This window comes from Loktanella sp. DJP18 (assembly GCF_049310965.1).
In the GTDB taxonomy this organism is placed as follows: Bacteria; Pseudomonadota; Alphaproteobacteria; order Rhodobacterales; family Rhodobacteraceae; genus Loktanella.
This window is the reverse complement of record NZ_JBMERN010000011.1, coordinates 29,583-54,656: the sequence shown is the minus strand read 5'-3', so window position 1 is coordinate 54,656 and position 25,074 is coordinate 29,583. Positions and strand designations below refer to the sequence as shown.

Sequence of the window (25,074 nt, the reverse complement as noted above, 5' to 3'; positions counted from 1 at the left end):
TTGATTACCCTTCATGATGACCGGCTGCGGGACACCGAAGGCGGTGGTCTCCGGTGTCCCGCGCGATGCGTCACGCCTCCGGTGCGGCCATGAAGTCGCGCTTGCCCAGGCCCACGCCGTTGTGGCGCAGAATCGCGTAGGTCATCGACATGTGGAAATAGAACTGCGGCAGCGCGTAGTGTGCGTAATAATCCTGACCCGACAGGGTCATTTCGGACGGACCGGCCCTGAAGGTTATGGACCGGGTGGCGGCCTCGGTGAACTGCGCCGGTGTGGCGTTGGCAAGCTCTGCCTGCACGGCGGCGATGCGGGCGCGCAGGGCGGCAAAGGTGGTTTCCGTGTCCGGGTGGCTTGGCACTGTCGTCCCCGCAAGGCGGGCGTTCAGACGGGTCGCGAAATCGCAGGTCAACTGAACCTGACGCACCAGCGGCAGCATGTCCGGGAACAGCCGCGATTGCAGCAGGACCTCGGGCGCGATCTTGTGATCGGTGCAGTGGCTTTCCGACTTGGTCAGGATGCGTGCAAGTGCTGTCAGGCTGCGTTGCAGGGGCGGAATGGTCGTGGCATACATGAAGGCTCCGATGCGGTTTGGCGCGTCGGTTCAGCCCGGCCCGCGCGCCACCATGAGGGTCGCGCGCGGGGCTTTGCAAGGGGTCAGGTCAGGCAATAGCGCATGATCGCCTTCTGCGCGTGCAGGCGGTTCTCGGCCTCGTCGAAGATCACTGAATGGGGGCCGTCCATGACCGCAGACGTGACCTCGTCATCGCGGTGGGCAGGCAGGCAATGCATGAACAGCGCGTCCGGTTTCGCCTGCGCCATCAGCGCATCCGTGACCTGATAGCCGCGGAGTTGATTGTGCCGCCGCTCGCGCGCCGATGCGGGATCGTGCATGGAAACCCAGGTATCGGTGACAACAAGGTCGGCGTCGTGCACCGCCTTTTGCGGATCGCGTTCGATGGTGTATAGCCCCTCGAGCGCGCCTTCGGGGTCAAGCGGCGGCGGACCGGAGAACACGAGGTCGAAATCGAATTGCTTCGCCGCATGGGCAAAGCTGGCAAAGACGTTGTTGCCGTCGCCGGACCAGACGACCTTTCGTCCCTTGATCGGGCCGCTGTGTTCCTCGAACGTCATGATGTCGGCCATGATCTGGCAGGGATGCGTGCGGTTGGTCAGCCCGTTGATGACCGGGACGGTGGCGTATTCGGCCATCTCGTGCAGCGTCGCCTCCTCGAAGGTCCGGATCATGATCATGTCGACATAACGCGACAGCACGCGGGCGGTATCTGCGATAGTCTCGCCGTGACCGAGCTGCATGTCGGCCCCCGACAGCACCATCGTCTGCCCGCCTAATTGACGCACGCCGACATCAAAGCTGACGCGGGTGCGGGTGGACGGCTTTTCGAAGATCAGCGCAACCATGTGATTGGCCAGCGGCTGATCCGCGTCGGGTGTCCCCTTGGGCAATCCGGCGCGCGCATCTTTCATGCGGCGGGCATCGTCGATGATGTACCGCAGGTCCTGGGGCGGCGTGGTGTGGATATCGAGGAAATGGGTCATGGGTTCGTCTTCTTCTTTGGCGGGGTCTGGGACGCGTGCCGTCCCTGCCCCGGTAAATCTGTCGGTTTGAAGGCCGGTCAGCGATGGAACATCACCTGCACCGGATCGCCGTCTTCACACGGTGTGATGCGGTCGCGGCGAAAGCCGGCGCGGGTGTAGGCGGCGATGGCCCGCGTGTTGGTGGGGTCGGGGTCGGTCAGGACCACCGGGCAGGATCGTCGCAGGTCCGCGACGCGGGCGGCGATGAAGCCGGCACCGTGGCCCTGCCCCAGATAGGCGGGATCGCCCAGAAAGGTGTCGATCGCGCGGGCGTCCGCATCGTGGTGCGCAAACTGCGGCGCGCCGAAGGCATGGGCGTTGTAGTCCTGAATATAGGCGAAAGGGGTGCCGTTGTATTCCACGATGCGCATGTCGACGACGTCGCCGCCAAGATCGTCTTCCACCAGACGGGTTTCCGTGCCGCTGTCACCCCACCAGCCGCCCAGATGCGGCTGGTCCAGCCAGTGCCGGAACATCGGCAGGTCTGCCCGCGTGATGGGTCTGAACATGTAGCTACCCATCGGAGGAAACCTGCCCGGCCGCCTTGTCTAGTAGATCGGTGGCGGTGGCGATGTCGGCATCGGTCAGATTGAGAGGCGGCAGCAAGCGAATGACATTGTCCGCGGCTGGCACGGTCAGGATGCCCGCGTCATAACCCGCCTTGACGATGTCGGTGTTCGTGGCCTTGCACATCAGGCCCAGCATCAGGCCGGACCCGCGCACGCCGGTAAAGACCTCCGGGTGGGCCGCAACCAAACCTTCGAGTTTCTGCCGCAGCAGGCCCGCCTTGCGATTGACCTCGGCCAGAAAGGCGGGGTCGGCGATGATGTCCATGACGGCGTTGCCCACCGCGCAGCCCAACGGGTTGCCGCCGTATGTCGATCCGTGGGTGCCGGCGGTCATGCCGTCGGCTGCCGCTTCCGTGGCCAGCACGGCACCCAGGGGGAAGCCGCCGCCAATCCCCTTGGCGACCATCATGATATCTGGCGTGATGCCCGCCCATTCGTGGGCGAACAGCTTGCCGGTCCGCCCGACGCCGCACTGCACCTCGTCGAAGATCAGCAGCAGGCCGTGTTCGTCCGCCAGATCGCGCAGACCCTTCAGGCACTGATCGGGCACGGGCCGGATGCCACCCTCGCCTTGCACAGGTTCGATCAGGATGGCGCAGACGGTCGGGGATGCGGCGGCGGCGGTCAGGGCCTCGTGGTCGCCAAACGGCAGATGCACGAAACCGGGCAGCAGCGGGCCGAAGCCCTTGGTCATCTTCTCGGACCCGGCGGCGGCGATCCCGGCCGAAGACCGGCCGTGAAAGCTTCCCGAAAAGGTGATGATGTCGGTGCGATCCGGCTGGCCTGCGTCGTAGAAGTGCTTGCGCGCCATCTTGACCGCCAGTTCGCAGGCCTCGGTGCCGGAGTTGGTGAAGAACACCGTGTCGGCGAAGGTGTGTTCCACCAGCTTGTCGGCCAGCGCCTGCTGGACCGGAATCTGGTAAAGGTTGGACACATGCCAGACGTCATGCGCCTGATCCGTCAGCGCCTTGATCAGCGCGGGATTCGCATGACCCAGACTGTTGACGGCGATACCCGCGCCGAAATCCAGAAAACGGCGACCGTCCGTCGTTGTCAGCCAGGCCCCCTCGCCCTTTGCGAACGCCATCGGCGCACGGTTGTAGGTCGGCAGGATGGTCGGGATCATGGCAAAGGCCCTTGTGGCAAACGTGAAGCCCGATTGATGCCCGCTGGGGGCGGTCGGGTCAACGATTTTGGGAAAGGAAACGGCGTGCAGCGACGGACGCGGGTCAGCGTCGGCGTCGGATCGCAAAGGGGGCACAAACGTTCATGCCCCTCACATAGCCGGTTTCGTGACCCGGGGAAAGGGGTCAAGCCTTGAGCCGATACCCCCGGTCCAGCCAGCGCCAGACGATCGTCAGAACCACCGCATTGGCGGCCATGACCACAGCGAGTCCCAGCCACGGAGAGCTGTCGGAGACGCCGATCATGCCGAAACGCACGCCGTCGATGATGTAGAAGAACGGATTGGCATGGGACGCGATGCGCAGCGCCTCTGGCAGGGCGTCGATGCTGTAGAAGGTGCCGGACAGGAACGACAACGGTGTGACGAGAAAGTTCGAGATCGCGGACAACTGGTCGAACTTGTTGGCGAATATCCCCGCTATCATGCCCAGCCCGCCCATGAACATCGACCCCAGCGTGACGAAGGTCAGCACCCAGAGGACATTCTGGATCGGCACCCCAAGAAAGACCCAGGACCCGGCAGCGATCACGGCGGCGACGATCAGGCCCCGTGCCACGGCCCCGAAGAGGTAGCCGAACAAGAGCTCGGCCGCCGACAGCGGCGGCATCAGCGTATCGACGATGTTGCCGCCGACCTTGGCCGAGGCGAGCGAGGACGAGGTGTTGGCAAAGGCGTTCTGGATCACCGTCATGATCAGGATGCCGGGAGCCAGGAACGTCATGAACGGCACACCCATCACGTCGCCGCGCTGCGGGCCGATGGCGATCGTGAAGATCATCAGCAACAGCCCCGCGTTGATCAGCGGAGCCATGACGGTCTGGGACCAGACATTCATGAAGCGGCGGACCTCGCGCAGGGACAGGGTCTTGGTCCCTTCCCAGTTCACGCGGCCGAAACGGCGGACGCCCATCGCCGAACTCGGGGCGGTTGCGGCGGCTGTGGCCGTACGGTCGGTCATGGCGTCTTTCCTTTTCTTTGGCCGGGCGGTCCTTCACTTCCACCGCCCCAGTGCTTAGAATAGAGGATCAACGGATTAGACAAGGCCCCTTCGTGACCGGGGCGCAAGCGAAGGAAGCCAAATGTCCTGGACAGATGAACGTGTCGAGACGCTCAAGCGGATGTGGGGCGAAGGCCAGTCGGCGAGCCAGATCGCCAAGGAACTGGGTGGCGTCACCCGCAACGCCGTGATCGGCAAGGTCCACCGGCTGGGCCTGTCGAACCGTGCCGGTGCGCCGGCGACCGAAACGGCAGAGCCTGTGGCCGCAACCCTAGAACCTGTGGTCGAGGAGCGGCCGCAGATGCGCACGGAGTCCGCGACTCCGCAGCGCGCGCCGAGGCCAGACCCCGACGCCGAGGTGATCGAAGAACTGGACGAGAACGGCATTCCGATCAGCGCCGCGCGCCGCGCGATCATTCCCGCCGGGCAACCCCTGCCGCCCCAGCCCTCTGCGAACGAGATTTCGCCCGAGGCCCTGGCCAAAGTGAACGAAGTCGAGAAGACCGCCAAGAAGATCGGCTTGATGGAACTGACCGAAAAGACCTGCAAATGGCCTGTCGGCGATCCGGCGACGCCGGACTTCTGGTTCTGCGGACTGCCAAGCCAGCAAGGCAAACCCTATTGCGAGGCGCATGTCGGCGTTGCTTTCCAGCCGATGTCCTCGCGCCGGGATCGTCGTCGCTAAAACGCGATGAGCGGCACGCCCCACAGGGCCTGAGCGAAGAGCGCCAGGCACAGCACCGACCACAGGACCGCAGCACCCCACAGGATGCGGCGGTCCTGCATATTGCGCCGGTCGAGCCAGAAACCCAGCAGCGGCAGCGCCTGCATCGCGTGGATCGAGACGAAATGCGCCGGGCGCAGATCGCCCGTCGTCAACGACCAGCCCATGACCGGGACGACGGCACCGCCCGGAAGAGGTTGTCCGACGTGGTGGCTGCCGTGGCTGCTGAGATAACCCGCGACGATCAGCGTCAGCGGCAGCGCATGAAACGGATCGCCCACGTTGAAGTGCGACCGCTCGACCAGACCGGCTTGCAAGCTGATGTAGACCATTTCGAACAGGAACGATGCGGTGATGGCGACGGTCGTGATGCGCAAAAGCCATCCGTTGCGCCACACCGGCGACAGCCGCGGCACGACCAGCGCTAACGTGCCAAAGAACAGCAGGAAGGACAGTGCGAAATGCAGCGGCTTTTCCCATACCGCGACGCCGTCCAGCATCCGCGGATCGGTCAGGGCGCCAAGGGAAAACAGCAGGGTCACGGCAACCGATAGCACCGTGAGCGTGGAAAAATCCCCGCGCCGGGGCGGGAGGGCGAGACTCGTCATACGGCTCTCCTTGTTTGGCTGGTGGCCTGCAAACCGCCACTGACGAGCATGGCGGTCAGCCAGCCCAGCGGACCCAGCAGGAAGGTCGCGATCAGGATCGGGGCCTGGATCAGGCGAGAGACCCCGGCGCGGTCCATCGCCGCGGCCGCCAGCGACCCGGCGATCAGATCGAAGGCGAAGTAATGCACCCAACCCGCCAGCAACATTCCGTCATTGGCCATCAGCGCGCGGACCGCGGCAAGGCTGCCGAAACCGCCCCCTGCCCCGGCGAAATGCTGCATGACCAGCGCGGCGTATCCCGCCGACAGGACCATTGGCAGGATCATCGCAGGGACCGCGTTCAGTGCAGGCGAGCGGCGCGGAGCCAGCACGAGGATCGCCCAGCCGGGCAGGACAAGCGTGCTGGCAATAGAAAACAGGGTTTCGGGCGACATCACGGACTTCCGTCGAAATTACCACTGGTAACATCATGCCCCGATTCGCCTTGCCGCGTCCAGCAGAATGTTTACGATGGCAATATGACGAGGAAGGACGCCACCTATCACCATGGCAACCTGCGCGCTGCATTGATCGCCGAGGGTATTGCATTGCTGGAGGAACAGGGACCGGAGGCCCTGAGCCTGAGGACGCTGGCCGCACGTGTCGGCGTCAGCCATACGGCCCCGCGCAATCACTTCGGTGCCAGGCAGGGCCTGCTGACTGCCATCGCCACCGAAGGCTTTCACCGGCATGCTGCCCACATGGCGGCGGGGTTGCCCCCCGACGGCAACCGCCGGGATGCGCTGAACGCCGCCGCCCGCGGATATGTCGGTTTCGCCCGCGCGCATCCGCACCTTTACGCGCTTATGTTCTCGCCTACTTTGTGCGACAAGTCGGACCCCGACCTGCAGGCCGCCGGACAGGCCAGCTTCGCGATCCTGCAACGGATCAGCACCGGCCTGCACTGGCCCGGTGCCGATGGTCCGGACCGGCAGGGCCGGACAGAGGCGCTGCTGTGGTCAATCGTCCACGGGTTCGCAGAGCTGCAGATCGCGGGGCTTCTGTCGCCTCAATTCGACGTGCTGCAGGTCATGCCGCAGTTCCGATACGATGATGAAAAGGAGTAAACTATGCCCAGACTGGCCCTGATCACCGGTGCATCGTCCGGCATCGGTCGCGAGTTCGCCCGCATCCACGCCCTGCGCGGCGGTGACCTGATCATCGTCGCTCGACGGCAGGACGAACTGGATGCGCTCAAGTCAGAGCTGGAGACCGGGCATGGCGTCAGCGTCCGGGTCATCGCCGCCGACCTGACCGACAGCGCGGCCGTGACACGCCTCTGCGATGCTGTGCGCGCAGAGCCGATCGACGTGCTGATCAACAACGCCGGGTTCGGCGGCCAGGGGCTGCATGTTGACCGCCCGCTGGACCGGGAACTGGCGATGATCGACTTGAACGTGAAGGCGCTGGTGACGCTTTGCCATGACATCGGCGGTGCCATGGCGCGGCGCGGATCCGGGCGCATCCTGAACGTCGGATCGACGGCCGGCATGATGCCCGGCCCTTTGCAGGCGATCTACTTTGCCACCAAGGCCTTCGTGCGCAGCTATTCCCTCGCCCTGGCCGAGGAGTTGCGGGACAGTGGCGTGACCGTCACCGTCCTCGCCCCCGGCTATGTCGAGACTGAATTCGCCGACACCGCCGACCTGCGCGGCACCGGACTGGTGAAAGGCGGCGGCCGCACGCCTGCCAGCGTCGCGAAATTCGGCTATGAACAGATGACGGCCGGGCGGCTTCACGTCATCAATGAAGGGGTGCTGGGCTTCGTGCTGAACTGGCTTGCCCCGCTGCTGCCACACCGCGTGATGATGCGCGTCGTACGGAAATTGCAGACGAAGGCCTAGTCCTCGTCTTCCCAGTCCGACCCGATCGCCTCGCGGTCTGACTTCTTCTCGCGGTCGATCATGTCTTCGACCTCTTCCATCTCGTCCGGCGTCGCCTCATCCGGGCGCGTCTCCGCCGCTTCAACCGGGGTCAGCAACAGCTTGAAATACATTGGAAAGTGATCCGACCCGATATGCGCCTCGCGACGCATGTCCAGCAGGCGGAACTGCGCATCGTGGAACAGGTGGTCCAGCGGCCAGCGCATCCAGGGCATCGTGGCGCTGAATGTGTTGTAAAAGCCGCGACCGACGCGTGGGTCGAGCAGGCCCGACACCTCTTGAAAGCGGCGGGTCGTGATCGACCATGCGACATCGTTCAGGTCGCCGGACACAACGGTCGGCAAGGGATCGTCCCGCGCCTCGATCGCAATGGCGGACAATTCCGCGTCGCGCCCTTCGGTATCCTGATCCGGCACCGGCGGTTCGGGGTGGACGACGTAAAGCCGGAACGCCAGCCCGTCGGCCAGTGGCACACGCGCCCGCAGGGACGGCACGCCTTCGACGATCTTCTCGCGGAACTCGGCATCCTGCAGCGGCTTGCGGCTGTAGACAGCCATGCCATAGCCGGTTTCCAGCGGTCGCAACTGCTGATGCGGAAAGATGTCGGACAGCTCATCAATCGCCTCGACCCACGCGTCATCGACTTCGAGCGCCATCAGGATGTCAGGCTTGACCCGACGGGCGAGGTCGATCAACAGCAGGTAGTCACGGTTCGACTTCTTCACGTTCGCCGCCAGGAGCGAGATCGTGCGATCCTCCGACACATCCTCATGCGGGCGCGGGTTCAGCGATTGCTTGTGCCAGAACGGCAGGTAGCGCCCGATGAAGATGGCCTGCACCACGGCGCAGGCCGCCATCGCCGCGACGATCCAGACCCAGGCCTCGGGCCGGGACCATGCCACGATCCCGCCCAGCAGAACCGCAAGAAACAGCACCTGCTGGCGTGGAAAATCCGCCCCGCGCACCATGCCGTGCGCCATGCGCGAAAAGGGAATGAGAGTGAAAAGCACCACGACAACGACAAGCAGCCACATGAGGATCTGTAGAATTGTCGTCATGCGGTGCGTCGTCCTTGATCCAGTCCTGTGACAGTTGAACGCACGGAAGGGCGTTTCGGTCCGGACGGCAAGCCCTTTATGTGATCCTTGGCCCCTTTCGGCGCAGGCGGGGTCGGGATAGAAGGGCCCATGACCCAGAACCCGCCCGAAGTGCGCCCCGACCTCGCCCGTGCCCGCGTCACGCAAACCGCCCGTCCCGACTCTGCCAGGCCAGGCCAGCCGACCATCGGCATGGTCAGTCTTGGCTGTCCCAAGGCGCTGGTGGACAGCGAACGCATCCTGACCCGCCTGCGGGCCGAAGGCTATGCGATCAGCGCCGACTACGCCGGGGCAGTGGCGGTGATCGTGAACACCTGCGGGTTCCTCGACAGTGCCAAGGCCGAAAGCCTCGATGCCATCGGCGAGGCGTTGCAGGAAAACGGCCGCGTGATCGTGACCGGCTGCCTGGGGGCAGAGCCGGACTACATCCGCGAGCATCACCCCCGCATCCTCGCCGTCACCGGCCCGCAGCAATACGAACAGGTGCTGGACGCGGTGCATCTGGCGGTGCCGCCCAGCCCCGATCCGTTCATCGACCTGCTGCCCGCGCGTGGCGTCAGCCTGACGCCGCGACACTACAGTTATGTCAAGATTTCAGAGGGTTGCAACCACAAGTGCAAGTTCTGCATCATCCCCGACATGCGCGGCAAGCTGGCGTCCCGTCCCGCCCACGCCGTCCTGCGCGAGGCGGAAAAGCTGGTCGATGCGGGCGTGCGCGAACTGCTGGTGATCTCTCAGGACACCTCGGCCTATGGGCTGGATCGCAGGTATGACCTGAACCCCTGGAAGGGTGGCGAGGTGCGCAGCCATATCACGGACCTCGCGCGCGAACTGGGGCAACTCGGGGCTTGGGTGCGGCTGCACTACGTCTATCCCTACCCGCATGTGCGCGACCTGATCCCGCTGATGGCGGACCCTGCGTCGGGCGTGCTGCCTTACCTCGACATTCCGTTCCAGCATTCACACCCGGACGTGCTGCGGCGCATGGCACGGCCTGCGGCGGGGTCGAAGACGCTGGAGGAGATTGCCGCCTGGCGCGACATCTGCCCCGACATCACCCTGCGGTCGACCTTCATCGTGGGCTATCCGGGAGAGACGGAGGCGGAATTCCAGCACCTCCTCGACTGGCTGGACGCGGCGCAACTCGACCGCGTCGGCTGCTTTCAATACGAGAACGTCGCCGGCGCGCGGTCCAACGCCCTGCCCGACCATGTGGCGGCGGAGGTCAAGCAGGACCGCTGGGACCGCTTCATGGCCAAGGCGCAGGCGATCTCTGCCGCCAAGCTGGAAGCGAAAGTCGGCCGCGTGCTGGAGGTCATCGTCGACGACATCGACGCCGACGGCGTCGCGACCTGCCGGACCTGGGCCGACGCCCCCGAGATCGACGGGAATTTGTTCATCGACGAGGGGGCCGAGGGGCTGTCGGTCGGGGATGTGGTGCAGGTCGAGGTTGAGGAAGCGGGGGAGTATGATTTGTGGGGCAGGCTCCAGTCGTAATTTGAAAAGTTGAGGTTAGTAAAAGCGGCCAGAAAAACCCGAATCAATCGCTAGCCCTATGAGTCGGCTGGCGCACATAATCTTGTGCACGAAGCAAATTGATCACGAAATATTTTGGCGGATTTTTAGCCAGAGCGGTTGACACGCCTAATAATTAGGAACATTACGGCAGTAGGCATACTTCATATCAATCACCACGACGCTTGCGTAGTTAGCCAGTCTTGTGCTAGCTCTATGATCAGGAAACACGAAAAAGCGGGGCCGCTTTCGCAACCCCGCATTTCCGAGGTCACAGCCTTGTGGCAGCCCTGTGGCCGCTTCGAATGCAGTGTCCTCCCGTGACAAGGAATCTATACGGCATTTGCGTTCGGATTTCAATGGCTGCCGTTTCGGCAACTTGGAGGTTCCAATGCCAAACATGACTAAGTCTCCCCGTTTGACTGCACAAATTGCGGCCCAGATCAAGTGGCTCTGGGAGCATACTCCGATGAACCAAGCGCAAATTTCCGCTGCACTTGGTGCGATTAATCAAGGCCGGGTATCGGAGGTCCTTCAGGGCCGCCGGTTTCCCGACGTTGAGCCGCAGAAATGGGAGGGGCAAAAATGAGCAGGATCATTGGCAAGAACGACGGCCCGAACGGCCGAAATGAACACTACGACATCGGCAATCGGAAAGACGTTCCACGCCGCAAGGTTGTGGCGGAAGTGAAGCGGGGTGAACATGCGGGCACTCATGTGGTCAAGATTGGCGATAGGGAATATGCACGTGACAATCCTGACAGATCCAAACGTGACAATGTAAACAGAGGACGTTGACATCACAGGCGGGCCAAACGGCCCGTCTGTACCACCTGTCGCTTCAATCCTCCCCCAAATAAACCCGCACCGCGTCCTGCACCCGCCTGAACCGGTCACCGCCCAGATGCACGCCGCCGAACCAGCGGGTGACGACGATGATGTGGCCGGTCAGGCCTTCGCGTTCCAGCATGCGCAGGATGACGGCACCGGCACCGGCCTCGCCGTCGTCATTCTTGACGGGGCCAGATTCCAGCAGGACGGCCCAGGTGTTATGCGTCGCCTTGGCGAATTTCTTGTTGCGGCACAGGGTCTTGACGAAGGCTTTCGCCTCTTCCACCGACGCGACCGGACCGCCACTCACGGCATAGCGCGACCCGCGGTCGGTCAGGGCGTGGGCGATGATCTTCATGGCCGCGTGATGCGGCAGGACGGGGCCTGCTGCAAGGGTCTAGTGGCTGTAGGTCTCGCCCGTCGCGATGGCAGAGGCCAGCGACGTCTCGGCCCAGGTACCGCAACCGCCGCGCATGCGGATCTGCGTCAGTTCGGCAAGGGCGAGGTCCACCTGCCCCTGTTCCACCAAGGCCTGCCCCCGGTAGGACCGCGTCAGCAGGTTGTCGGGGTTCACGGCAAGGGCCGCCGCATAGAACGCCATGCCGTCGGCCATGTCGCCCGCCTTGCGAGTGACAAAGCCGTAGTAGGTAAGGACCATGTCGTCGGACTGGTCCTCGATCGTCTTCAGCACGCGCAGGGCGTCGGCATGGCGGCCGTCGTATGCCAGTTCGCGCACGTCGTTCAGGCGGGCTGAGTCGTCGTTGGTCGACTCTCTGGCGTCATGCATTTCTTCGTGGCGAGGTCGAAGACCAGCCCTTCGGCGCAGACCTGCGTCGTGGCGGTGGGTTTCGGCGGGGCGGGATCGGCCGACCCGGCGGCGAAGGCAAATCCGGGGGCAAGGCCAGTGGCAAGGGTCAGGACAAGGACGGCGCGGCGCATGGGACATCTCCTATCAAGGTCACGCAGGATGCACGTCGGTCGCGGCACGCCGGTTTCATGCCGCTGTGACGGAAGGTCACGGGTGGACACGGGCCTATCGGCCCTACCTACCATAATATGAGACATTTGCCCCTCGATGCCTACCCCGACTATGCCCGGTCCGAGCGGATCGCGGACGGCACGCTGCACGCCGCTGGTGTGGCCTTTGCGCTGATCGGTGCCGTGGGGCTGGTGGTCTGGTCGGTCGGCCGGATGCCGGGCGAACACGCCGTGGCGCTGACGGTCTACGGTGCGGCGCTGATCGCGACCTTCACGGCGTCGGCGTTCTATCACATGACACCCTGGACCCGGCTGCGCCCCACCCTGCGGCGGGTCGATCATGCGGCGATCTACCTCAAGATCGCGGGGACGTTCACGCCGCTGGCGGTGATGATCGGCACCGGGTTTGCCTATGGCGTGCTGGCGCTGGTCTGGGCGATGGCGGCCTGGGGCATGACGCGCAAGCTGTTCTTCTGGCGCGAACCGGGGCGCTTCGGCCCGGCACTGTATCTGGTGATGGGCTGGCTGGCGGTGCTGTTGATGCCGCCCATCGCCGCGATCGTGCCGACGCCGGCACTGGTGTTGCTCGCTTTGGGCGGCGGCCTTTACACGCTCGGCGTGGTGTTCTTCAGCTGGGAGACGCTCAAGTTCTCGAACGCGATCTGGCACGGTTTCGTGCTGGCCGCCTCGATCTGCTTCTTTTCGGGCATCGTCATGGGCGCCGCGACGCTGGCCTAGCGAAAGCCGATGCCGGCCGCCACCTGCTGCACCCGGCGCAGGCGTTCCGCATTGGCCGGATGCGTGCCCAGAAAGCTGTTTCCGGGATCGGGGATGCGCGCAAAGAATGCCGCACCGCGCAGCGGGTTGTAACCTGCGCGCGCCGCGATCACGGTGCCAAGGGCATCGGCCTCCAGCTCGAACTCCTTGGAGTAGGTGCGCGCGCCGATGGCGGCACCGAATTCGGCTGCACGGCGACCGGCGTCCGGGTCGTTGGACAGGCCGACAAGTTGCCCCATGATCGCTGCCCCGATGGTCGCGTTGCGACGCTGGCGGGCCAGATGCCCTTCGATATGGTGGGCGGCTTCATGCGACAGGACGAAGGCGACCTCGTCCGCATTGCGGGTTTCGGCCAGCAGCGACACGGTAAAGGCGATCAGCGGCCGCCCCGTTTCGTCGAGGGTCTGAAACGCGTTGGGCGGCGCGTTCGGGTTGGTGTCCATCGCAAAGGCGAAATCGCAGTTGAGGTCGGGCGCGCGGTCGCGACACATCGCCTCTGCCACCGGTTCGATTGCGTCGACGGCGGCGATCAGGCTGCGCACGGCCATGCGGGCGTCGGGACTGGCATCGTCGATGGCGGCGGCGGTCGGCGGCACGATGACCGGTGCGGGAATCGGCACGGACACAGGTGTGGGCGCCGGGGCAACGGCACACCCCGCAAGGCCAAAGGCAAGGATGGCGCTGACGAGCGGGCGGATCATGGGGGGCCTTCGGGCGATAGGTCTGTTCACGCGATTCTAACAGTCCCCGCCCGAACCGCCACCCCCTGCCCGCCCCCATCGCGCACGATTGCGCGAGAGTGCGCCGGCCCTTTTCGACAGGGTCGCGACGGGCTAGGCTGCGGGCATGTTTACCATCGAACACGATTTCGACGCGACGGTCGTCACGCTTGTCGATGAAGGCGGGCCGCATCTGCAAGAGGATGTGGTCGTCAACGCCTTCGAGGATTGCGTGACCGTCAGCCAGTTTGATCCGCGCCTGAACGAGACGCGGACCGTGACGCTGTCGCTTGCGCAGGTGCGCGACCTGGGCGCGGCGCTGGACCTGCCGGAAGGGGCCTATCAGTTGACGAAACCGGGCGACTAGTCGATCCGCACGCGCTTGTCCCGGCCGGTGCTGCCGGCCAGCAGGGTCAGGCGCGATTTCGGCACCCCCAGCGCCTTGGAAAGCGCCGCCATGACCGCAGCGTTCGCGCGGCCCTTCTCCGGCACGACGGTCACGCGGATGTGGATCACGTCGTCCCGCACCTCCAACACCGAAACCCGGGCGTTGGGGGTGACGCGCAGGGTCAGGATCGTGCCGGGTGCGGCAAGGTGGGACAGATTGGCCATGGCGGCGATGTGGCACGCAACGTCTCGCATCGGCAAGCCAGGGGTTGCATCCGGGATCGGCGCGCGGAACCATACCGCCCAAACGGAGAGGATACGATGACCACGGGATTTTTCTGGGACGAGCGGTGCTTCTGGCACGGCGGCGGAAATTACGCGGGGATGCTGCCGGTCGGCGGCCTCGTGCAGCCGATGGCGACCGGCGGCCTGCCGGAAAACCCCGAGACGAAGCGTCGCCTGAAGAACCTGATCGCCGTGACCGGGCTGGAGGCCGACCTGGCCCTGATGACGGCCGCACCTGCCAGCCGTGAGGACCTGCTGCGGGTGCATCCGGCGTCCTACCTCGACGATTTCAAGGCGCTGTCGGACGGCACCGGCGGCGAACTGGGCCGACGCACGCCTTTCGGTCCCGGTGGATACGAGGTCGCAACCTTGTCGGCGGGCCTTGCCTTGGGCGGCTTGCGGGCTGTGCTGTCGGGCCCGATGCACAATGCCTACGCCCTGTCGCGCCCGCCGGGACATCACGCCCTGCCGGATTTCCCCAACGGTTTCTGCCTGCTGGCCAACATCGCCATCGCGATCCGGGCGGTGCAGGCCGAGGGGCTGGCGCGCCGCATCGCCGTCCTGGACTGGGACGTGCATCACGGCAACGGAACCGAGGCGATCTTTTACGACGACCCCGATGTGCTGACCGTGTCGCTGCATCAGGACCGGAATTACCCGATGGACACCGGCGCTTTTGCCGATCGCGGGCATGGTGCCGGCGCGGGCTTCAACCTGAACATCCCCCTGCCGCCCGGCACCGGGCATGACGGGTATCTGGCGGCGATGGACCGCCTCGCCCTGCCCGCGATCCGTGCCTTTGCCCCCGATGTGATCGTCGTCGCCTGCGGCTATGACGCCGCCGCGAACGACCCGCTGGGGCGGATGCTGGCGACGGCGGACACGTTCCGCCAGATGACGCGGCGCGTCATGGCGCTGGCCGAGGAGGTCTGCGGAGGCAGGCTGCTGCTGGTCCACGAGGGGGGCTATTCGGAAACCTATGTCCCCTTCTGCGGCCATGCGGTGCTGGAGGAACTGTCGGGCAGCGCCGTCACCGCCCCCGACCCCTTTGCAGAGGTCTTTGCCGCCCGCCAGCCCGACGGCCGCTTTGCCGTCTTTCTGGAGGGTTGGATCAAGGACATGGAGGACGCCCTGTGACCCACGCCGGTGCCTGCCTCTGCGGCGCGATCAGCTTTTCCGTCGAAGGTCCGCTGCCCGCCCCCAATGCCTGCCACTGCGTCCAGTGCCGCAAGCAGTCGGGACATTATTGGGCCTCTGTCGATGTGGACCGCACGGCACTGACGGTCACGGGGACGCCCGCGTGGTTCGCGTCCTCGGACAAGGCACGACGCGGGTTCTGCGGCACCTGCAGGTCGTTCCTGTTCTGGGACCACTTGCAGGGCGACACGACCGCCGTGGCGATGGGCGCCTTCGATGGCCCCACCGACACACGACTTGCGCTGCACATCTTCGTGGCCCAGAAGGGCGATTACTACGACATCGCCGGTGGATTGCCGCAGAACGCGCGGTGATGCGTTGCCCCCTGCGTGGCCCGCGCCTATCTGGGATGCAACTGGAATTAGGATACGTCCCATGCCGCACCCCGATCAGGCCGCCTTCGATTTCCTGCTGACCCGCCGATCCTACCCGGCGCAGGCGTTGAAGGCCCCCGTGCCCGACCGCGCACAGCTGCATACGATCCTGACCGCCGCGTCGCGCAGCCCCGATCATGGCAAGCTGGAACCCTGGCGCTTCATCGTCCTGACCCGCGATGCGCTGCAATCCATCGCGGACAACCTGCCCGCTGCCGGCACCCGCATCGGCATCCCGCAGGACAAGATCGACAAGCCGGTGATGACCTATGCCGACGCGGCCCTGGCCGTGGTCGTCGTCAGCAGTCCCAAGGAGTCGGACAAGGTTCCGAAGATCGAGCAGACCTATGCGGCAGGCGGCGTGTGTCTCGGTCTTGTGAACGCGGCGCAGGCCAGCGGGTTCGGCGCGGCCTGGGTATCGGGCTGGTTCAGCCACGACCGCGACTTCATCCGCGACCAGTTCGGGCTGGCCGCCCATGAAACCGTCGCAGGCATCGTTCACATCGGCACCGGCGGCGCAACGCCGCCCGACCGGCCCCGCCCGGACATCGACGCGATCACCGACTGGAGCGGGCTGTGATCCTCGGCGATTTCCTCAAGGCGCTGGCGCAACTGCCCGATCCGCGCTTTCGCCGGGTGTTGTGGCTGGGCATCGGCGGAACGCTCGCCCTGCTGGTCGCGGCCTATGCCGCGCTGCTCTGGCTGATCGATGCTGCGGCTTCAGAGCCGGTAACCCTGCCATGGATCGGTCAGGTCACGTGGATCGGCGATCTGCTGGGTTGGGGGTCGCTGGGGCTGATGCTGCTCTTGTCGGTGTTCCTGATGATCCCGGTCGCCTCGGCCATCACGTCGTTCTTCCTGGACGACGTGGCCGACGCGGTCGAGGCGCGCCATTACCCCGCCCTGCCCCCGGTGCCGCGCACGTCCTTCTGGGACGGGTTGCGCGATACCTTCGCGTTTCTCGGGCTGATGCTGGTGGCGAACCTTGTCGCAATCGCGCTTTACCTGCTGTTCCCGCCCGCAGCGCCGCTGATCTTCTACACGATGAACGGCTTCCTGCTGGGACGGGAGTATTTTCAGGTCGCCGCCATGCGCCGCGAAGGGCGTGCCGGGGCGCGCAGCCTCGGTCGCCGCCACCGTGCGGCGATCTGGGTCGCAGGCATCCTGATGGCCCTGCCGCTGTCGATCCCCCTACTCAACCTCTTCGTGCCGATCCTGGGGGCAGCGACATTCACGCATCTCTATCACCGGCTTACTGGCCCGGGCGCGCGGGTTGCGCGTTATCCATCCGGCCGAACCAGTCCAGATCGCGCACGCTGATCACCCCGGACAGGATGATCGTGGCGAAGACGATCCAGACGCCCACCGCCCAGACCGTCGTGATCTTTGCCTTACGCCCGATCTGTGCATTGGCGGGGGCCGACTTGTGGGTGCCGGGCACGACCGCGCCGTCATCGCCCTGGCTGACCATCTGCAGGGGCAGCACGATGAAAAAGATCATCCACCAGATCACGGCGAACATCACGATGGCCGATGTAATTCCCATCAAGGCACCTCTTTCCGCAGGACCGCGCCTGCACCGACCGGGCGTCCGGTCTTCTTCTGGTTCAAAATATCCCCGCCAGAGGCATCGGCCCCGGAACGGGGTCGACCTCAGACCTCTTCCAGCTCGACCAGCGTGCCGTTGAAATCCTTGGGGTGCAGGAACAGCACGGGCTTGCCGTGCGCCCCGATCTTGGGCGTGCCGTCGCCCAGCACACGCGCGCCAGAGGCCGTCAAGCGATCCCGTGCGGCGATCAGGTCCGCCACCTCGTAGCAGATGTGATGAATGCCGCCGGCCGGGTTCTTTTCCAGAAACTTCGCGATGGGTGACGCGTCGCCCAGCGGGTATAGCAGTTCGATCTTGGTATTCGGCAAGGTGATGAAGATCACGGTGACGCCGTGGTCGGGCTGGTCAAGCGCCGGGCCGACATCGGCCCCCAGCGCACCGCGATACTGCGCGGCGGCGGCGTCAAGGTCCGGCACCGCGATGGCGACATGGTTCAAGCGTCCGATCATGGCAGTCCCTCGCCCGTTAGGCCCAGCGGTCTTATGGCGCGTCGCGACGGAAATGCCAATGACGGCATCTGGTCGCAGGTTCGTTAACCGGGTCTTTACGTCGAAGTGGTGATCTGGCAGCGACCGAAACGCGCTGGGGAACCGAGACGATGGATAAGATCGACGATTTCATGACGACGCGCCCGCCCACAGCACAGCGCCCGCTGTTGGGACTGACCGTGCTGGTGGTGGAAGACAGCCGTTTCGCGTGCGAGGCGGTGCGCATGCTGTGCCTTCGGTCGGGCGCGCGGATCAGGCGGGCAGACAGTCTGGCCAGCGCCCGCAAACATCTGTCCGTCTATCGTCCGACGGTCGTGATCGTGGACGTGGGCCTGCCGGACGGGTCCGGCCTGGCGCTGATCCGGTCGCTGTCGCAGGGTCTGCCCCGGATCGACGTCATCCTTGGAACCTCGGGCGATTCCGTGACCGAGGACGAGGTGATCGCTGCCGGTGCGGACGGCTTCATCGCCAAGCCGATCGCCAGCCTGGCGCAGTTCCAGGCTGCGATCCTGATGCATCTGCCCCCCGATCGCCAACCGCAGGGTCCGCGCCTGCTGCCGCAGGAACAGGTGCAGCCGGACATGCTGGCCTATCGCGACGATCTTTCGCATGTGGTCGATGTCCTGCGGCACGACGAAAGCCCGCAAACATTGGACTACGTCACACAGTTTCTGTCAGGTGTCGCCACCAGCGCGCGCGACCGCGACATGCAGGACGTCGTCCGGCGTCTGATTGCGCAGCGCAAGGCCGGTCTCGCCGCACCCGACGGGCTGCACGACCTGACCGAAATGGTGCAGACCCGACTCGCCTCTGCCTCTGGCTTCTAGGGTCTGATGCAGATCGCACCAAGGAATTGAACCGATCGCCGCAGCCTGGCCTGGTCTTCCGACACTGCGCGGGCTTGCGGACGTCGGCCCGATGGGGCGCACAGGCTCGGCTCACGCCCGTCTCGACGGTGAAAGCCAAAGGACCTGCGACCGGTCGCCCAATGCAAGGCATGACGGGCCTGCGTTCAGATCGACACAGCCGCCACACAGACCAACGGTCAAGTTCCCAATCGACATGCCAATGCTCGCGGCACGGATGCCGCCACACGGTCACAGGGTTGGATCGCGGTTCACCAGATGTGGCGCGGTCAAGGTGCCAAGCGCGGTACGTTGCAGCCCTTGGTCGTCAAAGTTCCGAGGGTCAAGCCAAGCTGCATAGGCAGGGCCGGTGACCAGCCAATCTGAGTCGGTCATGGCGAACCAGGCGGTGTCCCGGTTGCGGCCCTTGACGATCAGGTGATTGCGAAACACCCCCTCATAGCTGAATCCAAGCCGCTGTGCCGCCCGACGCGAGGGCGCGTTCAGCGCATTGCACTTCCACACGACCCGGCGATAACCGACCTCGAAGGCCCATGCCAGCATCAGGCCAAAGGCCTGCGTCGCAAGCGGTGTACGTTGCAACGTGGGGGACAGGTTGACGTTGCCAATCTCGATGTCGCCGGCAGCAGGAACCACGCTCATCAGGCAGGCATAGCCCAGCGGGTCTATGCTGCCCGCGGCTCCGATGGCGAATATCTCGCAGTCCGCGCGGGCGGCCCAAGCGGCCAACAGCGATTGAAGGGTCTCGACATCCGCTGGCGGTGCCTCACCCAGATAGTCGAAGACCCAGGGGCTGTCCTTGAAGTGGGCGAACAGTGGTCCGGCATCGTCGGCGGTGCGCAGCGGGCGTAACCAGCCGTAGTGGCCGGACAGCGTCACGCCACGCGGATGCGGTGGCGGCATGAAATCGGGCAGCGGCGCGCCAAGGGGTCTGTCGGCAGCGGTCACAGCAAGAACTCCGGTTGCGCACCCAGATCGAGCCCCGGAAACACGATGTCGCGCACCTGCGCCGCATCAAGCCCGAACAGCCCGCGCATCACCCACCCTGCCGCGGCGCGCACGTCGCCCGTAGGCATCAGGTCGCGTCGGTCGTAAAGATCGGCCTCTGACAGCCCCGGCCAGCGCCCGACGATCCGACCGCCGCGCAGCGCGCCGCCCGCGTAGATCATCGCGCCGCCGGTGCCGTGGTCTGTCCCCTTGGTGCCGTTTTCGCGCGCGGTGCGGCCGAATTCCGTCAGGCACAGCACGGCAGTCCTGTCCCAGACCGGCCCCAGCCCGTCGCGCAGCGCCAGAATCGTCTCGGACAGGCGACCCAGCGCGCGGGTCAGGCTGCCGGTCTGGTTGAGGTGCGTGTCCCAGCCATTGACCGAAAAGCTGGCGATGCGCGTGTCCTCGCGCAGGCGCGAGGCAGCAAAACGGGCAAGCTCGACGTAGGACCCCGGGCCGGTGGCCTTCGCCATGCCTGATGCGGTGTCCAACGACAACTGATCGGCAATCCCGACAGCCTGCAAGGCAGCATCGCGGAACATCGGATCGTCGTGCAGTGTCAGTTCCGGCAGGCGGCGCGCCTGCGGCGACAGATCGAACCGGGACTCCGGCGACCATTGCAGATGCGGTGCCGGCCCCTGCAGGATGGCCATGCGGTCCTGACCGATGGCATAGGCGGTCTGCGCGGTCATGCCGGGCACGACGGTCATCATCCGGTTCAGCCAGCCGCCGGTGGCGCCGTCGATGTCCAGCGTCCCCGCCTCCAGCACGTCCTGCCCGTCGAAGTGGCTGCGCCCGTCGCGGTAGGGGGTCGAGACGGCATGCATCGCCCCCAGCTGTCCCGCCTGCCACAGTGGCATCAAGGCCGCTAATCCAGGATGCAGACCCCAGAAGTCACCCAATGGCAAGGCGTCGCCCGCATCCAGCGTCGGGCGCAGTGCGGCATAGTCCGGATCGCCGAGGGGGCGCACGGCGTCAAGCCCGTCCATCGCGCCGCGCAGGACGATGACGACCAGCCGATTGTCCCAAGGGCCAGCGGCCAGCGCGATGGGCGTGATGAGCGGACTGGCGGCAAGGGAACACCCCAGCGCGGCTCCACCCAGCAGGAAGCGGCGTCGATCCATGATCATATCCTCTGGAACGCAGGCGACGACAGGATCAGCCCGATCCCCTCGGCCACATTCTCTGCCGCATCGGCGGCAAAGCTCAATTCCGGCGGCACTACGGGCCCGATGGCCGTGGCCACAAAGCGGCGCGGGTCGGGCAGCATGTCCACAAAGGCCGCAGGGCTGGACATCGCCCAGGTGATCCGCGCGGCAAGACCCTGCGGCGTGATCCAGGCGGCGGGGTCTTCCGGCCAGCCATCGGGGCCGCCGGGGCGCTCCCAAGGTTGCCCCATCAAGGTCAGCGGTCTGCCCACATGACGGTCGAAATCCTTTTGCGTCAAAGCCATGATCCGGTCCGCACGCACGCCGAGCGCCCGCAGCGACGACGCGATGAACTGGTGCGGCTGTCGCACCTTCGCCCGGACAGGTCCCCAGGCGGCGGGATGGTCCAGCAGGGTGCCGGTCAACGCCAGCAGGTCGCAGCCGCTGTCCAGAAAGCTGCGCGTCAGGGACGCGATCAGGTCCGGGTCCGGCGTATCCGACACGAAATGCACCGCCAGCTTGCGCGACATGGGCCGCGGTTTCCGGACGCCGCGCCAGATCGTCAAGTGCGGCCTCGACCGTGTCCAGCGACGCCTCGGCACCGTAGCGACGGCCCATGACCACTTCTGCACCCGGCTCGGCCTGTCGCGCATTGTAGGTCACGCCGAGGGTCGGCGCATAGGTCAGGCCGGTCAGAAGCTCCGCCATCTCGGTGACATCCGCCTGGGTGTAGCCGCCGTCGACGCCCACCAGATGAAGCTCCAGCAACTCGCGCGCCAGATTTTCGTTCAGGCCGCGCCCGGTGCGCAATCCCTGCGGCGACGCAGGCCCCAGGGACCGCGACTGTTCGAGGTAGAGCAGCATCATCGGATGCGTGACGACCGCCCGCAGCATGTCCGCGAACCGCCCTGCCACATGCGGTCGGATGGCGTCGGACACGAAGGGCGTCACAAGGTGACGGTGCGGCCCAGCGCGGCCGATGACGGTGAAATGGTCGGCCCAGAAGGCGGTCAGGCGTTCGCGCAGGCCGTCCTGTGCGGTCACCGCGCGGGCCAGCGTTGACAGGGCGTTGAACCGGATCACCGCCGCCTGATCCTGATTGTTCTGGCGCACTGCCTGCTGTGTCGCGTCTTCCAGTGCGGTCCCGCGCGATTCGCGGCGCGCCCTGTTCGTCTGCACGATATGAAGCAGCGCGGGGCTGGTCGCCGCCATGCCTGCGATGGGCAGCCGCTCTGCCGCGATGTCTGGCCCGCCCAGCCGCGCCATCATCTCGGCGGTGTCCAGGATTGGTTCGATCACCGGCGACAGGCCGGTGCCGAAACGGGTCGCGGCAATGGTCGGATCGAAAGTCATGGCGACGTCCTGCTGGGTTTGCGCGTGTCTAGCACGGGGCGGTCGGCGTGTCCCATCCCCCCGCGGTCCCGCGACGGGGGGAACCGCCGCAGCTGCGGGGGGTTATGTCGCAAAATGAACTGCGCCTGCGATGCAGGAAAGGGACTGCAACAGTTTCACGCGCAGACGTGACGCGGCAACGCTTGCAAGACCGGACAGAGGTCGGCATTTTAGGCGCGCATTCACAGACGACTGGAGCTACCATGATCGACCGCCGACGTTTCCTGAACACCTCGATTCTGGGGGTTGGCGGTCTTGCGCTTCCCACATGGGTGTCAGCGCAGGACGACACCGCTGCCGCCCCACTGGAGGACGCGTTGCCGCCGCCACCCGACATGGCACCCAAGCTCGTGCGTCTGGACAATCCGATGCCGCCGGGGGAAATCCACGTGGTACCCGACGTCTATTCGCTTTATTGGACGCTTCCGGATGGACAGGCGCTGCGGTATTACGTCGGCGTCGGCAAGGACGCCCTTTATATCGCGGGCACGTTCAACATCGGGGCCAAGAAGGAATGGCCAAGCTGGACGCCGACCAAGGACATGATCGAACGCGACCCGGACAGCTATGCGAAATATGCGGACGGCATGCCGGGCGGACCGGAAAATCCGCTGGGCGCGCGCGCGCTGTATTTGTTCCAGCCGCAGATCGGCGACACGTTTCTGCGCATCCACGGCACCAACAAGCCCGATACGATCAAGACAGACGTGTCGAATGGGTGCGCGCGCCTGCTGAACGACCAGATGATCGACCTTTACGAAAGGGTGCCGATCGGCACGACGGTCTACCTTTACGAAAAAGGTCTGTTGCCAAGAGCCACCTGACCCGGTCTTGCCACAAGAAATAAAGGGCGCGGCAGACGTCTGCAGCGCCCTTTTTCATGCCTAACCCTGTGCGGGTCCGTCAGTGCGGTTCAGCTTTCGGGCGGCAGCACGCGCAGGCGCAATTCACGCAGTTGCTCGTTCATCGGCTCGGACGGCGCGCCCATCATCAGGTCTTCGGCACGCTGGTTCATCGGGAACATGATGACCTCGCGGATGTTCGCCTCGTCGGCCAGCAGCATCACGATACGGTCGATCCCCGCCGCACAGCCGCCGTGGGGCGGCGCGCCGTACTGGAACGCGTTGACCATGCCGCCGAACCGCTTCTCGACCTCGTCGCGGCCATAGCCTGCGATCTCGAACGCCTTGAACATGATCTCGGGCCTGTGGTTCCGGATTGCACCGCTGACCAGTTCATAGCCGTTGCAGGCCAGGTCATACTGAAACCCCAGCACGTCCAGCGGGTCGCCCTGTAACGCCTCCATCCCGCCCTGCGGCATTGAGAAGGGGTTATGTTCAAAGTCGATCCGGCCGGTGTCCTCGTCCTTGGCATAGATCGGAAAGTCCACGATCCAGGCACAGGCAAAGCGGTCGGTGTCGGTCAGCTTCAGCTCTTCGCCGATCACCGTCCGCGCCCGGCCCGCGACACCTTCGAAATCCTCCGGCTTGCCGCCCAGGAAGAAGGCCGCGTCGCCGACGTTCAACCCAAGTTGCTGGCGGATCGCCTCGGTCCGCTCAGGTCCGATGTTCTTGGCCAGCGGACCGGCGGCTTCCATCCCCTCGCCCTGATCGCGCCAAAAGATATACCCCATCCCCGGCAGCCCTTGCTGTTGGGCAAAGGCGTTCATGCGGTCGCAGAACTTGCGGGACCCGCCGCCGGGGGCGGGAATCGCCCGGATTTGCGTCCCGTCCTGTTCCAGCAGTTTGGCAAAGATGGCAAAGCCCGAGCCTGCGAAGTGATCGCTGACGACCTGCATCTTGATCGGATTGCGCAGGTCGGGCTTGTCGGTGCCATACCACAGGGCCGCGTCGCGGTAGCTGATCTGCTCCCACGTCTGGTCGACCTTGCGACCGCCGCCGAATTCCTCGAAAATGCCACCGATGACGGGCTGGATGGTGTCGAAGACGTCCTGCTGTTCGACAAAGCTCATTTCCAGATCAAGCTGGTAAAAGTCGGTGGGCGAGCGGTCGGCGCGCGGGTCCTCGTCGCGGAAGCAGGGCGCAATCTGGAAATACTTGTCATAGCCTGACACCATGATCAGCTGCTTGAATTGCTGCGGGGCCTGCGGCAGCGCATAGAACTTGCCCGGATGCAGGCGGCTCGGCACGAGGAAATCGCGCGCGCCTTCGGGGCTGGAGGCAGTGATGATCGGCGTCTGGAACTCGCGAAAGCCCTTGTCCCACATGCGCTGGCGCATCGACCGGACCACGTTCGACCGCAGCGTCATGTTCTTCTGCATCGCCTCGCGGCGCAGGTCGAGGTAGCGATACTTCAGCCGCGTCTCCTCGGGGTATTCCTGATCGCCGAAGACCTGCAACGGCAGTTCCTTCGCGGCCCCCAGCACCTCGATATCGCGGACGAAGACCTCGACCTCTCCCGTCGGCAGCTTGGGGTTCACCAGCGATGCGTCGCGGGCATTGACCTCTCCGTCGATGCGGATGCACCATTCCGCGCGAACCTTTTCGACGTCCTTGAACGCGGTCGAATCCGGGTCGCACAGCACCTGCGTCACGCCGTAGGTATCGCGCAGGTCGATGAACAGGATGCCGCCGTGGTCGCGCACGCGGTGGACCCAGCCGGACAGACGGACGGTCGTGCCGACGTCCGAAGCCGTCAGATCGGCGCAGGTATGGGTGCGATAGGCGTGCATGGGCTCGGTCCTCGGGTAAAATCGGGTCGCGCCGTTTCACCCCGGCCACCTGTAGAAGTCAAGGCAAAGCCGCCCCGCTTGGCGGCCGCGCAAACGGCACTAGGTGAATTCTGCGCAACACGTTCCCACC

At 65.3% G+C, this 25,074-nt stretch carries 31 protein-coding genes and 1 pseudogene; 13 read left to right on the top strand and 19 right to left on the bottom strand.

All coding sequences use genetic code 11. The features are described 5' to 3' along the window. Positions 1-70 precede the first annotated feature (70 nt). From ACOI1H_RS05215 to ACOI1H_RS05195, 5 genes are all read right to left on the bottom strand, one after another. Positions 71-571 carry a DUF1993 domain-containing protein gene (locus ACOI1H_RS05215; RefSeq protein WP_422435676.1) on the bottom strand — a complete coding sequence of 167 codons (501 nt, stop codon included), beginning with the start codon at positions 569-571 and terminating at the stop codon, positions 71-73. Between the two features lie 83 nt (positions 572-654). Further along, on the bottom strand, positions 655-1,557 hold the full coding sequence (argF, locus tag ACOI1H_RS05210) for an ornithine carbamoyltransferase (protein WP_422435674.1): 903 nt from the start codon (positions 1,555-1,557) through the stop codon (positions 655-657). Between the two features lie 77 nt (positions 1,558-1,634). Further along, on the bottom strand, positions 1,635-2,105 hold the full coding sequence (locus ACOI1H_RS05205; protein ID WP_422435672.1) for a GNAT family N-acetyltransferase: 471 nt from the start codon (positions 2,103-2,105) through the stop codon (positions 1,635-1,637). A 4-nt stretch (positions 2,106-2,109) separates the two neighbouring features. Continuing rightward, positions 2,110-3,291, bottom strand: a complete 1,182-nt coding sequence (locus ACOI1H_RS05200; RefSeq protein WP_422435670.1) for an aspartate aminotransferase family protein — start codon at positions 3,289-3,291, stop codon at positions 2,110-2,112. Positions 3,292-3,475: 184 nt separating this feature from the next. Next, on the bottom strand, positions 3,476-4,309 hold the full coding sequence (locus ACOI1H_RS05195; protein WP_422435669.1) for an ABC transporter permease: 834 nt from the start codon (positions 4,307-4,309) through the stop codon (positions 3,476-3,478). A gap of 121 nt (positions 4,310-4,430) precedes the next feature. On the opposite strand from ACOI1H_RS05195, the gene ACOI1H_RS05190 reads away from it, so the two are divergent. Beyond that, the gene (locus ACOI1H_RS05190) at positions 4,431-5,033 is read left to right on the top strand and encodes a GcrA family cell cycle regulator (protein WP_422435667.1); all 603 of its coding nucleotides are present in this window, start codon (positions 4,431-4,433) and stop codon (positions 5,031-5,033) included. On the opposite strand, the gene ACOI1H_RS05185 is transcribed toward ACOI1H_RS05190, so the two are convergent. Together ACOI1H_RS05185 and ACOI1H_RS05180 are read right to left on the bottom strand one after the other, a co-directional pair. Next, positions 5,030-5,680 carry a hypothetical protein gene (locus ACOI1H_RS05185; protein ID WP_422435665.1) on the bottom strand — a complete coding sequence of 217 codons (651 nt, stop codon included), beginning with the start codon at positions 5,678-5,680 and terminating at the stop codon, positions 5,030-5,032. The genes ACOI1H_RS05190 and ACOI1H_RS05185 overlap by 4 nt on opposite strands. Next, on the bottom strand, positions 5,677-6,114 hold the full coding sequence (locus tag ACOI1H_RS05180) for an abscisic acid-deficient protein Aba4 family protein (RefSeq protein ID WP_422435664.1): 438 nt from the start codon (positions 6,112-6,114) through the stop codon (positions 5,677-5,679). The genes ACOI1H_RS05185 and ACOI1H_RS05180 overlap by 4 nt, the downstream gene beginning before the upstream one ends. An 84-nt stretch (positions 6,115-6,198) precedes the next feature. Here ACOI1H_RS05180 and ACOI1H_RS05175 point away from each other — a divergent pair, with 84 nt between their 5' ends. Further along, positions 6,199-6,786 carry a TetR/AcrR family transcriptional regulator gene (locus tag ACOI1H_RS05175; protein WP_422435663.1) on the top strand — a complete coding sequence of 196 codons (588 nt, stop codon included), beginning with the start codon at positions 6,199-6,201 and terminating at the stop codon, positions 6,784-6,786. 3 nt (positions 6,787-6,789) lie between these two features. Next, complete coding sequence (locus ACOI1H_RS05170; protein ID WP_422435662.1) at positions 6,790-7,563, top strand: SDR family NAD(P)-dependent oxidoreductase; 774 nt, start codon at positions 6,790-6,792, stop codon at positions 7,561-7,563. Here the strand turns inward: ACOI1H_RS05170 and ACOI1H_RS05165 are convergent. Beyond that, the gene (locus tag ACOI1H_RS05165; RefSeq protein WP_422435660.1) at positions 7,560-8,660 is read right to left on the bottom strand and encodes an endonuclease/exonuclease/phosphatase family protein; all 1,101 of its coding nucleotides are present in this window, start codon (positions 8,658-8,660) and stop codon (positions 7,560-7,562) included. The two genes, ACOI1H_RS05170 and ACOI1H_RS05165, sit on opposite strands and share 4 nt — an antisense overlap. A 129-nt stretch (positions 8,661-8,789) precedes the next feature. Between ACOI1H_RS05165 and rimO the strand changes: the two genes are divergently transcribed. Continuing rightward, entirely contained in the window at positions 8,790-10,196 is a 1,407-nt protein-coding gene (gene rimO / locus ACOI1H_RS05160) for a 30S ribosomal protein S12 methylthiotransferase RimO (RefSeq protein ID WP_422435659.1), read from the top strand. A 603-nt stretch (positions 10,197-10,799) separates the two neighbouring features. Continuing rightward, positions 10,800-11,012 carry a DUF3892 domain-containing protein gene (locus ACOI1H_RS05155; RefSeq protein WP_422435658.1) on the top strand — a complete coding sequence of 71 codons (213 nt, stop codon included), beginning with the start codon at positions 10,800-10,802 and terminating at the stop codon, positions 11,010-11,012. Positions 11,013-11,055: 43 nt separating this feature from the next. Here the strand turns inward: ACOI1H_RS05155 and ACOI1H_RS05150 are convergent, their stop codons facing one another. The 3 genes from ACOI1H_RS05150 to ACOI1H_RS05140 are packed head-to-tail and all read right to left on the bottom strand — an operon-like array spanning position 11,056 to position 11,984. Continuing rightward, positions 11,056-11,403, bottom strand: coding sequence for a YigZ family protein (locus ACOI1H_RS05150; RefSeq protein ID WP_422435656.1), 348 nt, complete (start codon positions 11,401-11,403; stop codon positions 11,056-11,058). Positions 11,404-11,442: 39 nt separating this feature from the next. After that, a complete protein-coding gene (locus tag ACOI1H_RS05145) occupies positions 11,443-11,832 on the bottom strand; it encodes a tetratricopeptide repeat protein (protein ID WP_422435655.1) in 390 nt (129 codons plus the stop codon). After that, a complete protein-coding gene (locus ACOI1H_RS05140) occupies positions 11,787-11,984 on the bottom strand; it encodes a hypothetical protein (RefSeq protein ID WP_422435654.1) in 198 nt (65 codons plus the stop codon). The genes ACOI1H_RS05145 and ACOI1H_RS05140 overlap by 46 nt, the downstream gene beginning before the upstream one ends. Positions 11,985-12,110: 126 nt before the next feature. On the opposite strand from ACOI1H_RS05140, the gene trhA reads away from it, so the two are divergent. Then, positions 12,111-12,761, top strand: a complete 651-nt coding sequence (gene trhA, locus ACOI1H_RS05135; protein ID WP_422435653.1) for a PAQR family membrane homeostasis protein TrhA — start codon at positions 12,111-12,113, stop codon at positions 12,759-12,761. On the opposite strand, the gene ACOI1H_RS05130 is transcribed toward trhA, so the two are convergent. Further along, complete coding sequence (locus tag ACOI1H_RS05130; protein ID WP_422435652.1) at positions 12,758-13,501, bottom strand: M48 family metalloprotease; 744 nt, start codon at positions 13,499-13,501, stop codon at positions 12,758-12,760. The genes trhA and ACOI1H_RS05130 overlap by 4 nt on opposite strands. Before the next feature lie 145 nt (positions 13,502-13,646). On the opposite strand from ACOI1H_RS05130, the gene ACOI1H_RS05125 reads away from it, so the two are divergent. Then, on the top strand, positions 13,647-13,886 hold the full coding sequence (locus tag ACOI1H_RS05125; RefSeq protein ID WP_422435651.1) for a hypothetical protein: 240 nt from the start codon (positions 13,647-13,649) through the stop codon (positions 13,884-13,886). On the opposite strand, the gene ACOI1H_RS05120 is transcribed toward ACOI1H_RS05125, so the two are convergent. Next, on the bottom strand, positions 13,883-14,161 hold the full coding sequence (locus tag ACOI1H_RS05120; RefSeq protein ID WP_422435650.1) for a DUF167 domain-containing protein: 279 nt from the start codon (positions 14,159-14,161) through the stop codon (positions 13,883-13,885). The genes ACOI1H_RS05125 and ACOI1H_RS05120 overlap by 4 nt on opposite strands. 66 nt (positions 14,162-14,227) lie before the next feature. On the opposite strand from ACOI1H_RS05120, the gene ACOI1H_RS05115 reads away from it, so the two are divergent. From ACOI1H_RS05115 to ACOI1H_RS05100, 4 genes are all read left to right on the top strand, one after another. Beyond that, a complete protein-coding gene (locus tag ACOI1H_RS05115) occupies positions 14,228-15,328 on the top strand; it encodes a class II histone deacetylase (RefSeq protein ID WP_422435649.1) in 1,101 nt (366 codons plus the stop codon). Beyond that, positions 15,325-15,702, top strand: coding sequence for a GFA family protein (locus ACOI1H_RS05110; RefSeq protein ID WP_422435648.1), 378 nt, complete (start codon positions 15,325-15,327; stop codon positions 15,700-15,702). Before ACOI1H_RS05115 ends, ACOI1H_RS05110 begins: the two co-directional genes overlap by 4 nt. A 61-nt stretch (positions 15,703-15,763) precedes the next feature. Further along, entirely contained in the window at positions 15,764-16,342 is a 579-nt protein-coding gene (locus ACOI1H_RS05105) for a nitroreductase family protein (RefSeq protein WP_422435647.1), read from the top strand. After that, on the top strand, positions 16,339-17,082 hold the full coding sequence (locus ACOI1H_RS05100; RefSeq protein WP_422435646.1) for an EI24 domain-containing protein: 744 nt from the start codon (positions 16,339-16,341) through the stop codon (positions 17,080-17,082). Before ACOI1H_RS05105 ends, ACOI1H_RS05100 begins: the two co-directional genes overlap by 4 nt. On the opposite strand, the gene ACOI1H_RS05095 is transcribed toward ACOI1H_RS05100, so the two are convergent. Continuing rightward, the gene (locus ACOI1H_RS05095; protein ID WP_422435645.1) at positions 17,015-17,308 is read right to left on the bottom strand and encodes a DUF1467 family protein; all 294 of its coding nucleotides are present in this window, start codon (positions 17,306-17,308) and stop codon (positions 17,015-17,017) included. The two genes, ACOI1H_RS05100 and ACOI1H_RS05095, sit on opposite strands and share 68 nt — an antisense overlap. A 107-nt stretch (positions 17,309-17,415) precedes the next feature. Further along, a complete protein-coding gene (gene mce / locus ACOI1H_RS05090) occupies positions 17,416-17,820 on the bottom strand; it encodes a methylmalonyl-CoA epimerase (RefSeq protein WP_422435644.1) in 405 nt (134 codons plus the stop codon). Positions 17,821-17,969: 149 nt separating this feature from the next. Here mce and ACOI1H_RS05085 point away from each other — a divergent pair, with 149 nt between their 5' ends. Then, complete coding sequence (locus ACOI1H_RS05085; RefSeq protein ID WP_422435643.1) at positions 17,970-18,686, top strand: response regulator; 717 nt, start codon at positions 17,970-17,972, stop codon at positions 18,684-18,686. Positions 18,687-18,956: 270 nt separating this feature from the next. Here the strand turns inward: ACOI1H_RS05085 and ACOI1H_RS05080 are convergent, their stop codons facing one another. The 3 genes and pseudogenes from ACOI1H_RS05080 to ACOI1H_RS05070 all read right to left on the bottom strand — a co-directional run bounded on the left by ACOI1H_RS05080 (position 18,957) and on the right by ACOI1H_RS05070 (position 22,072). After that, positions 18,957-19,673, bottom strand: coding sequence for a GNAT family N-acetyltransferase (locus ACOI1H_RS05080; RefSeq protein ID WP_422435642.1), 717 nt, complete (start codon positions 19,671-19,673; stop codon positions 18,957-18,959). Beyond that, positions 19,670-20,836, bottom strand: coding sequence for a DUF1501 domain-containing protein (locus ACOI1H_RS05075; protein ID WP_422435641.1), 1,167 nt, complete (start codon positions 20,834-20,836; stop codon positions 19,670-19,672). Before ACOI1H_RS05075 ends, ACOI1H_RS05080 begins: the two co-directional genes overlap by 4 nt. Before the next feature lie 2 nt (positions 20,837-20,838). Beyond that, a pseudogene (locus ACOI1H_RS05070) lies at positions 20,839-22,072 on the bottom strand (DUF1800 domain-containing protein). A gap of 383 nt (positions 22,073-22,455) precedes the next feature. On the opposite strand from ACOI1H_RS05070, the gene ACOI1H_RS05065 reads away from it, so the two are divergent. Next, positions 22,456-23,076, top strand: a complete 621-nt coding sequence (locus ACOI1H_RS05065; protein WP_422435640.1) for a L,D-transpeptidase — start codon at positions 22,456-22,458, stop codon at positions 23,074-23,076. Between the two features lie 89 nt (positions 23,077-23,165). Here ACOI1H_RS05065 and aspS read toward each other — a convergent pair whose 3' ends face one another. Beyond that, positions 23,166-24,944: an aspartate--tRNA ligase gene (gene aspS / locus ACOI1H_RS05060; RefSeq protein WP_422435639.1), complete on the bottom strand. Its 1,779-nt coding sequence runs from the start codon at positions 24,942-24,944 to the stop codon at positions 23,166-23,168. Positions 24,945-25,074 lie beyond the last annotated feature (130 nt).